This window comes from Phocaeicola faecicola, assembly GCF_013618865.1.
GTDB classification, from domain to species: Bacteria; Bacteroidota; Bacteroidia; order Bacteroidales; family Bacteroidaceae; genus Phocaeicola; species Phocaeicola faecicola.
Map to the genome: position 1 here is coordinate 1 of NZ_JABSOE010000097.1, position 10,315 is coordinate 10,315.

The following is a 10,315-nucleotide window of genomic DNA, read 5'->3' on the forward strand; positions in this document are numbered from 1 at the left end:
ACAGTTTGAAAGGATAAAATCTTCAAAACTAAGCTTATAAACTTCTCTCTTTAGAAAAATTCGAATGAATCCAATCTGAGATGAAACAAAAGAGGCCATCTCAACTCTATTTTGAGACAGCCTCTTTACTTATGAAAATTTATGTTTATTTATCTCTAGCTTACTTGACTTCCTCTAAGATATCATACCGTTTTCGATTCAGTCTGCAGCGTCACTTATCCCGCCAGGAAAAGTACCAGCAGCTGAGCCGTCAGGATACGGAGGAACATCGTAAACGGATATACCGTAGAATATCCTACCGCCGGCGCATCGTTACCCGAAATCTGGTTGGCATAAGCCAGGGCAGGCGGGTCAGTAGTACTACCCGCAATCAGACCCATCAGCGTAAAATAGTTGACTTTATGTTTCAGACGCGCAATCACACCGATGATCAGCAACGGAATAATCGTAATCAGGAAACCGATTCCCACATACAGCAGGCCATCCCCTTCGACCACCGTCTGTACGAAGTTTCCTCCCGCCTTGATGCCCACACTCGCCAGGAACAGCACCAGTCCCACCTCACGCAACATCAGGTTGGCACTCATTGTGGTATACGTCACCAGTTTCACTTTATGTCCGAAGCGGCCAATCAGAATAGATACAATCAGCGGCCCCCCGGCAAGACCCAGTTTGATAGGCGTAGGAATACCCGGAATAGCCAACGGCAGACTACCGAACAGAATACCACAGAAAATACCCACGAAGATGGTCACGATATTCGGACGGTCCAGACGCTTCAACTGGTTACCCAGCAAGTCGGCCACCCGGTCGATGGCATCCTGCGGACCCACCACCATCACTCGGTCACCCACCTGCAGCGTCAGCTGACGTGCCGCAAACAGGTCCATACCCGAACGGTTGACACGAGTCACGTTTACCCCGTACATGCTGCTGAAATGAAGCTCACCCAGTGTCTTACCGTTGATAGAAGGCTGAGTGACCAGGATACGGCGGGAAACCATCGGTTTCACCTGCTTGCTCTGATTGTCCCAGTCAACCCCGTCCACCTTCGGACCGATAAAGGCCTGAATCGCCTCCGAGTCATCCTCGGCACAAACGATATTCATTTCATCGCCCAGACGCAGTACCGTATCGGCATTCGGAATATACAGATGACCGTCCTGCAGAATACGCGAGCAGACAAAATCACGTGCCAGGAAGTTCTGCACCTGCGACAGTTTCTTGCCGCTCAAAGCCGCATTCTCCACACGCAGGGCAATATTATAAGGTTTCAGATGAGGATTGGCCTCTTCCTCCTTCTGGATGTCATCAGCCTCCTTGTCCATGTCCACCCGGCACAGATAACGGATCAGAATCATGGCCAGAATGATACCCATTACACCCAGCGGATACGCACAGGCATATCCCATGGCAATTTCCGGTCCGCTGTAATTCAGCTGCTGCAGTGCCTCATTGGCAGCACCGAGTCCCGGAGTATTGGTTACGGCACCGCAAAGCACACCGACCATCATCGGTATGTCTACCCTGCCCTGAAGCGCCCAGTAAATGATCAGGGCCACTGCGATATTCAGCCCCACGATACCCAGCGCAAGCATGTTCAGCGTAATACCCCCCCTTTTAAAGGAAGAAAAGAAAGAAGGACCCACCTGAAGACCGATACAGAAGACAAACAATATCAGTCCGAAGTCCTGGATGAAGGAAAGAATCGCCGCATTTCCGGTAAAACCGAAATGTCCGGCCAAAATCCCCACAAACAAAACGAAAGTAACCCCGAGCGAAATACCAAACACTTTAATTTTCCCCAATAAGACTCCCGCGGCTATGACAAACGCATAAAGAGCCACAATGTGTGCTATCGAGTCGGGATTTGTCAATAAATCTTGTAGCCAATTCATAATATTATCAATTTTAAGTGTGGGCAAATGTAACCAAGATTATAGAGTTTAGCAAACATTTATCTCTAAAAAAACTTGCACATTATGTGGCTATGTGTAATAAATTAGTATATTTGCCCTGTATGTTTATCCAACCGACATACTTAGTAACATTAAATCATATATATCATAAAACACAAATTCACTATGGCAGATAGTAAAGAAAAACTCTTTTCAGACTTTCCGTCCGTCTCTACCCAGGAATGGATGGATAAAATAACAGCAGATTTGAAAGGTGCTGATTTTGAGAAGAAGTTAGTTTGGAAGACCAATGAAGGATTCAAGGTAAAGCCTTTCTACCGTAAAGAAGACCTCGAGAATTTAAAAACTACCGACACACTTCCCGGTGAATATCCTTATCTCAGGGGAAACAAAAAAAATGACAATACCTGGTTTATCCGTCAAGATATTTCGGTTGAAGACCCTGCCCAGGCCAATGCCAAAGCCCTGGACCTGCTGAACAAGGGTATTGACTCACTGGGATTCTGCATCAAGGCCAAGGAACTGAGTAAGGAATACATAGAGACCTTGCTGAAAGACATCTGCTGCGATTGCATCGAGCTGAACTTCTCTACTTGTCAGCGTCATTCGGCAGCTCTGGCTGAACTGCTTGTCAACTATTTCAAAGAGAAAAAATACGACCCTGAAAAATTATACGGTTCCATCAATTTCGACCCGATAGGTAAAATGCTGGAAAAGGGCAAAGACGTAAGTGCCCTGGTTGGTGAAGGCAAGAAACTGGTTGAAATCACAGCCGGATACCCCCATATCCAATGTATCGCCGTCAACTCGGTAAGACTGAACAATGCAGGTGCCTATATCTATCAGGAACTGGGATATGCACTGGCATGGGGTAACGAATACCTCAGTCAGCTGACCGAAGCGGGAGTGCCGAGCGACCTTGCCGCACGCAAAATCCGCTTCAATTTCGGTATCAGTTCCAATTATTTCATGGAAATCGCGAAGTTCCGTGCCGCACGTATGCTGTGGGCAAATATTGTAAAAGAATATCAACCTCAGTGCGACTGTGCCTGCCAGATGGTGGCCCATGTGGAAACTTCTACTTTCAACCTGACATTGTTCGATGCTCACGTAAACCTGCTGCGTACCCAGACCGAAGCGATGAGTGCCGCCATTGCGGGCGTGAACTCCATCACGGTGACTCCGTTCGACAAGGCTTACGAGACTCCGGACGACTTCTCTGAACGCATTGCCCGCAACCAGCAGCTGCTGCTGAAGGAAGAATCACACCTGAACCGCATTGTTGACCCTGCCGGAGGTTCCTATTATATCGAGAACCTGACCGTAGCCATTGCCGAACAGGCCTGGAAGCTCTTCCTGGAAGTGGAAGAAGAGGGCGGTATGATTCAGGCCGTACAAAACGGAAAGATACAGCAGGCGGTGAACAACAGCAACAAGGCCCGTCATGAAGCCGTATCGAAACGGAAAGAAATATTGCTCGGAACCAACCAATATCCTAACTTTAACGAGAAAGCGGGAGAAAAAGCACCGCTGGCTCCTAAGTGTGCATGCGGCGGAGGCCATCAGGAAGAGGCTTCGTTTGCCAGCTTGAATACCGACCGTGCCGCCAGCGAGTTCGAGGCATTGCGTCTGCAGACCGAACATTCCGGCAAGCGTCCGAAAGCCTTCATGCTGACCATCGGAAACCTGGCCATGCGTCAGGCCCGCGCCCAGTTCTCGTGCAACTTCCTGGCTTGTGCCGGATACGAAGTCATCGACAACCTGGGATTCCCGAGTGTAGAAGAAGGTGTAAAAGCTGCCCTTGATGCACATGCAGACATCGTGGTAATCTGCTCGAGCGATGAAGAATATGCAGAATATGCCATCCCTGCCTTCAAGGAAGTGGCCGGCCGCGCCATGTTTATCGTAGCCGGTGCTCCGGCATGCATGGATGACCTCAAGGCTGCAGGCATCGAAAACTTCATCCACGTACGCTGCAACGTATTGGAAACATTAAGGGAATACAACGAAAAGTTAGGAATTAAGTAAGAAGATACTATGAAACCGAAATTTAAAGATATCAACATATATGCCGGATTCCATGCTCAGAACGGAGCTGACTGGCAAAAAGAGAACGGCATCACAGCCAACTGGAAGACACCGGAACAGATTCAGGTAAAACCGGTATATACGAAGGAAGACCTGGAAGGAATGGAACACCTGGATTACGTAGCCGGTATTCCTCCTTACCTGCGCGGCCCTTACTCAATGATGTATACCTTCCGTCCGTGGACCATCCGTCAGTATGCGGGATTCTCTACTGCAGAAGAATCGAATGCGTTCTATCGCCGTAACCTGGCTTCCGGACAGAAAGGTCTGTCGGTTGCCTTCGACCTTCCTACCCACCGCGGTTACGACCCGGATCATCCGCGCGTAGTGGGCGACGTGGGAAAAGCCGGTGTATCCATCTGCTCGCTCGAGAACATGAAGGTGCTGTTCGACGGTATTCCTTTGAACAAGATGTCGGTATCCATGACCATGAACGGTGCCGTACTTCCTGTCATGGCGTTCTACATCAATGCCGGACTGGAACAGGGTGCGAAATTGGAAGAGATGGCGGGAACCATCCAGAACGACATTCTGAAGGAATTCATGGTGCGTAACACCTACATTTATCCGCCAGCCTTCTCCATGAAGATCATTTCGGATATCTTTGAGTATACTTCTCAGAAAATGCCGAAATTCAATTCAATCTCCATTTCGGGTTATCACATGCAGGAAGCCGGTGCTACGGCCGACATTGAGCTGGCATATACACTGGCCGACGGTCTGGAATACCTGCGTGCGGGTGTAGCTGCCGGCATCGACATTGATGCCTTTGCTCCGCGTCTGTCGTTCTTCTGGGCCATCGGAATGAACCACTTCATGGAAATTGCCAAAATGCGTGCAGCCCGTATGCTGTGGGCTAAAATCGTCAAGCAGTTCAACCCGAAGAATCCGAAGTCACTGGCATTGCGTACCCACTCTCAGACTTCAGGATGGTCGCTTACCGAGCAGGATCCGTTCAACAACGTAGGCCGTACCTGTATCGAAGCCATGGCTGCCGCACTGGGACACACTCAGTCACTGCATACCAACGCACTGGACGAAGCCATCGCACTGCCGACCGACTTCTCTGCACGTATCGCACGTAATACGCAGATTTACATCCAGGAAGAAACACAGATCTGTAAGAACGTAGACCCATGGGGAGGTTCATATTATGTAGAGTCACTGACCAACGAACTGGCCCACAAGGCATGGGAACACATTCAGGAAATCGAACGTCTGGGCGGTATGGCAAAGGCCATCGAGACCGGTATTCCTAAAATGCGTATCGAAGAGGCTGCGGCTCGTACTCAGGCTCGTATCGACTCGGGCGAACAGACCATTGTGGGTACCAACAAGTACCGTCTGGAAAAAGAAGACCCGATTGATATTCTTGAAGTGGACAATACTGCCGTTCGTCAGGAACAGATCGAAAACCTGCGCCGCCTGAAGGAAGGACGTAACCAGGCTGAGGTGGACAAGGCACTGGCTGCCATCACCGAATGCGTGAAGACAGGCAAGGGCAACCTGCTGGAACTGGCTGTAGAAGCTGCACGCGTACGTGCTACACTGGGAGAAATTTCCGATGCCTGCGAAGTTGTCGTAGGACGTTATAAAGCTGTAATCAGAACGATATCAGGAGTGTATTCATCAGAAAGTAAAAAAGATGCAGATTTCGCAAAAGCTTGCGAACTGACAGAAGAATTTGCCAAGAGAGAAGGCCGCCGTCCGCGTGTCATGATTGCCAAGATGGGTCAGGACGGACACGACCGTGGTGCAAAGGTAGTGGCAACCGGTTTTGCCGATTGTGGTTTCGACGTGGATATGGGACCGTTGTTCCAGACTCCGGAAGAAGCTGCGCGTGAGGCTGTCGAAAATGACGTGCATGCAGTGGGAGTTTCTTCACTGGCTGCCGGACACAAGACACTGATTCCGCAGATCATTGCCGAATTGAAGCGTCTGGGACGAGAAGATATTCTGGTCTTTGCCGGTGGTGTGATTCCGGCACAAGATTACGATTTCCTGTACAAGGCAGGAGTCATGGCTATCTTCGGTCCTGGAACCTCTGTAGCCAAGTCGGCTTGCCAGGTAATGAACCTGTTGCTTGAGACGGAAGAGTAATATCAAGAGATTCCTGATAAGGGATTCCCAATAAAAAGCGAGGCTGCCTTCACTTGAAATGTGAAGCGCAGCCTCGCTTTTTATTTATCCGCGATTATGTCGCATACCAGTCTGCCCATAGATAAAGATACATAGAGAAAATCTATATTCTGTCACAAATAGCCGCTGTAATAAAATTATGTAAAAAACATATTTCACTTACCTATCCCAAACCGTATGATCCTTTTTTAAAAAACATTATTAATTTTATGAATATAAAATAAAGTTATATTCATATAGCTAACTGTGTAAATATAACCAGCATATAATAGCTTATAAATTTTAAACTTAATATAACCAAAACTAAAAACTTAACTATTATGAAAACCATTTCTGTATTTCTGTTTGTACTTATTTCGTCTTCAATTTCAAGCTGTACGGATGAAGTGATTATTATTCCAGAAGAAAATTCCCATCAAGCGATAACGCCTGATAAACCACTGATAATCAAAGAAGAAGATGATATCAATAAATACTATTTTCAGTCAGATCCGAATAATATATTGTCAGATCAAATTATCTTGGAAGACTCCATCTATAAATTGAACCTGACTCCTGCTGATGCCAAGGCTCTTGATATTCCGGATGATTTATACCAAAAATATATCGAACTGACCGAACAACTAAACTCCCGCTTATGATGAAAAAATACATTCCTATTATATGCCTTATTCTATGTACTCTCTCGGCTACAAGCTGCAGAAAGCTGCTACAACAGTTCTTCAATCCTTTTTCCTCTTCTTCTGCACCGGAATGCTCCTGTGTAATCAACGGTACTCACTACCGTGGCACTGCCAGAAATCCATTAACGCCAGGAGTACCCAGGCAATACATGCACTATTATTACAGTCGAGATGTATTTTTCTTTGATATGCGCATGTTTCTTTATGCCTATGACGAAAATGGAAAACAAATATCAAGTGTTATCCGAATCTCTTATCAAAATAAAGAAGTCCCGTCTGTAGGAAAAGAATATAGGCTGGATTCCACCTACGAAGCAGCCCTCTACCAGAAACCACCATACTGCGCAATCCTTACATATGGAGTAGACTCCCTCATCACGTCGGGATACCTCCGGTTTGACCAGCTTGACCTGATTAACGGAAACATATCCGGGGCTTTTGAACTTAAAGGAGTTGGCTGGTTTAATGGTTCTGCTAACGTTACCGACGGACTATTTTTCGGAAAAGAACTATCTCAGGAAAAACCTCCTAAACCCCTCGAATTATGAAAAGGACAGTATGGCATCCGATATTTTAAATGATTTACACTTTAAATACATTAAACAAAATCCCGCTTATGATGAAAAAATACATTCCTATTATATGCCTTATTCTATGTACTCTCTCGGCTACAAGCTGCAGAAAGCTGCTACAACAGTTCTTCAATCCTTTTTCCTCTTCTTCTGCACCGGAATGCTCCTGTGTAATCAACGGTACTCACTACCGTGGCACTGCCAGAAATCCATTAACGCCAGGAGTACCCAGACAATACATGCACTATTATTACAGTCGAGATGTATTTTTCTTTGATATGTGCATGTTTCTTTATGCCTATGACGAAAATGGAAAACAAATATTAAGTAGCATCCGAATCTCTTATCAAAATAAAGAAGTCCCGTCTGTAGGAAAAGAATATAGGCTGGATTCCACCTACGAAGCAGCTCTCTACCAGAAACCACCGTACTGCGCAATCCTTACACATGGAGCAGACTCCCTCATCACGTCGGGATACCTCCGGTTTGACCAGCTTGACCTGATTAACGGAAACATATCCGGGGCTTTTGAACTTAAAGGTACTGGCTGGTTTAATGGTTCTGCTAACGTTACCGACGGACTATTTTTCGGAAAAGAACTATCTCAGGAAAAACCTCTTAAACCCCTCGAATTATGAAAAAAATTATATTATTTATCAGCCTCTATCTATTTTCTTTCCATGTATATTCAAGTACAGAAGAAACACAAGACATCAGACAATGGTTGGAAAAGATGTTCGAACACTTAGATAAATCCAAAGTTCCTCAAGGACTCTTAAGAGACTATGCCTTTGAAATGGCAGATTTAGACATCTATAACGGGAAAGAATTGAATGATAGCAATTATGTAAACAAGATTGCTTTTGAAAATCTTCTGAGAACCATCTCATCAGCATCTGTAACCCCAGATACATTTGATCCGGAAGATATACTGCATAAGCAAAATATGATGAATCAGCCAAACTGTGGTATTATAGGAATAGTCTTATATCAATATTCCTATATTAAAGCCAATGCCCTTTCCGACAATCTGATAAAGTATGAAAATGGTCAAGTATATGACAACACCATTAATGGAGTTTGGCAGAATCCATATGATACGGAATATACTTTCGGCTTTTCTGCACAAGATACTATTTTACAAGGAAGTATCTTTAATTATATATTTCCCGATGAGATATGGAAAAGCAATCAAACCCCTAGAGCTGTTTATTTTGATGCCGGAGACGGAAAAGGTTATCAACAGATAGCTAAAGGGCAGACGTTACAGGCTTTCTATTCAACATCGGGAGTAAAACACTTAAAGATGAAAGCCGAAATATCAAACAATACATCTCTGTATGCCCACAGCCTCATAAAGATACTGGTAGATGGAACACATACAAGATCTATGGCAAAAATTCCTAATCCGGATTTTACAGAAGATATTATCGCTGAGGAGGATTATAACGGAGTCAAGGCTCAAGGCAGAATATCATATCTCTATTCTTCCAAAAATAAAGGAAAATTAACCAGGCCTTTCATTATCATCGAAGGATTTGATCCTTTAGAATTGGTTAGCAATGCCAATATTCAGATGAATGACAGGAAATATGGCCTGAACAGCATAAAAACCTTCCTATACTATTGGTATAATATTAATTACAATAAATACATGTCATTATTAACAGAATATGATGTCATATATATTGATATTTTCGACAGCAAACTAAATATCCAAGCCAATGCAAAAATGTTTGAACGAGCGATTGAAATCATCAATCAACGTAAGAGAATTGACGGATGTACAGAAAAAAATATTGTATTTGCCCAAAGTATGGGAGGTCTCATTGCACGATATGGATTAAAAGAGATGGAAAGCAATAACAAAAAGCATGAAACATCAGTACTATTCTGCCATGACACTCCCCATCTGGGAGCTCATATTCCTTTAGGACTGTTGCACGGAGTACATGGAATTTTTAAATTCTACAGTAAGTTAAGTCTACGCCGACTAAAGATAAAAGATTTACAACCAATGATAGGGCCAGTTTTATACAGTGATGCGGCTAAACAGATGCTGATTAATTATGTGGATGAAAATGGATATTTAAATAATTCATGTCACGAAGTCTGGCAAAAAGAATTATCAAAAATAGGATATCCACAAGGAGATGACGGTTACAAAATGAGAATTTTAGGTATCAGTAATGGACAAACTGTACCAATAGAACAGCAAAAGCCCTATCTCTATGTAAACGGAAAAATGTCCCTACGTACCCTCACAGACATAATATTACAATATCCCCTGTTGTCAGGTCTAGTGAGTGGGGTATCCGGAATATTGACCAAAGATTGGCAAACTTTTTTGCTGAACCTGCTACCCGGAAGCAGTACCTATAAATTATATTTTGAAGCAAGACCTCCTTTCAGAGGCCCTGTTTGCGATATATCTTTAAGGTACGTAAAGAAATATTTATGGACTATACCTATAAAGAGGACAATCTTTTCACACACCTCCTATTTTCCTGAAAACATGATTCCATACGACAATATGCCCGGTTCTTATTATCAACTGGAAAAAAAAGATCTTCCCAAGAATGATTTTGATCCCCTCTCCAAGTGGGCCAAAATTTTCATAGAATTAGGATGTGATGTTAAATATAGTGACAAAATAATGTTTATCCCCAGTGTAAGCGCATTAGACCTTGGAGAAGGAAAGGTAAAATTAAATCAAAGCGATTATGAAAAAATATATTATATGGATTTTCCCCCAGAATATCCAAGACATATTCCCTTTGATGCATATTAGACATTATATAGATTAATTTGTTATATGACTCATTTTGTGGCTGATTCTGAAGTTGTGTAATCCACAAGCAATAAGAATCACCATATCTTCGAAACCGAATTTATGGCATCTGAATCGTTCTTT

Annotated in this window: 7 protein-coding genes; 6 read left to right on the top strand and 1 reads right to left on the bottom strand. The window is 44.1% G+C overall.

The features are described 5' to 3' along the window. Positions 1–215 precede the first annotated feature (215 nt). On the bottom strand, positions 216–1,898 hold the full coding sequence (locus H3001_RS17825) for a putative transporter (protein ID WP_178244901.1): 1,683 nt from the start codon (positions 1,896–1,898) through the stop codon (positions 216–218). A gap of 186 nt (positions 1,899–2,084) precedes the next feature. Between H3001_RS17825 and mutA the strand changes: the two genes are divergently transcribed. The 6 genes from mutA (at position 2,085) to H3001_RS17855 (ending at position 10,192) form a co-directional block, all read left to right on the top strand. Further along, entirely contained in the window at positions 2,085–3,947 is a 1,863-nt protein-coding gene (mutA, locus tag H3001_RS17830) for a methylmalonyl-CoA mutase small subunit (RefSeq protein WP_181215665.1), read from the top strand. 9 nt (positions 3,948–3,956) lie between these two features. Beyond that, on the top strand, positions 3,957–6,107 hold the full coding sequence (scpA, locus tag H3001_RS17835; RefSeq protein ID WP_178244897.1) for a methylmalonyl-CoA mutase: 2,151 nt from the start codon (positions 3,957–3,959) through the stop codon (positions 6,105–6,107). Positions 6,108–6,466: 359 nt separating this feature from the next. Then, a complete protein-coding gene (locus H3001_RS17840) occupies positions 6,467–6,787 on the top strand; it encodes a hypothetical protein (RefSeq protein WP_181215666.1) in 321 nt (106 codons plus the stop codon). Next, a complete protein-coding gene (locus H3001_RS17845; protein ID WP_181215667.1) occupies positions 6,784–7,377 on the top strand; it encodes a hypothetical protein in 594 nt (197 codons plus the stop codon). Before H3001_RS17840 ends, H3001_RS17845 begins: the two co-directional genes overlap by 4 nt. A gap of 68 nt (positions 7,378–7,445) precedes the next feature. After that, complete coding sequence (locus H3001_RS17850; RefSeq protein ID WP_181215668.1) at positions 7,446–8,039, top strand: hypothetical protein; 594 nt, start codon at positions 7,446–7,448, stop codon at positions 8,037–8,039. Further along, entirely contained in the window at positions 8,036–10,192 is a 2,157-nt protein-coding gene (locus H3001_RS17855) for a hypothetical protein (RefSeq protein ID WP_181215669.1), read from the top strand. The genes H3001_RS17850 and H3001_RS17855 overlap by 4 nt, the downstream gene beginning before the upstream one ends. Positions 10,193–10,315 lie beyond the last annotated feature (123 nt).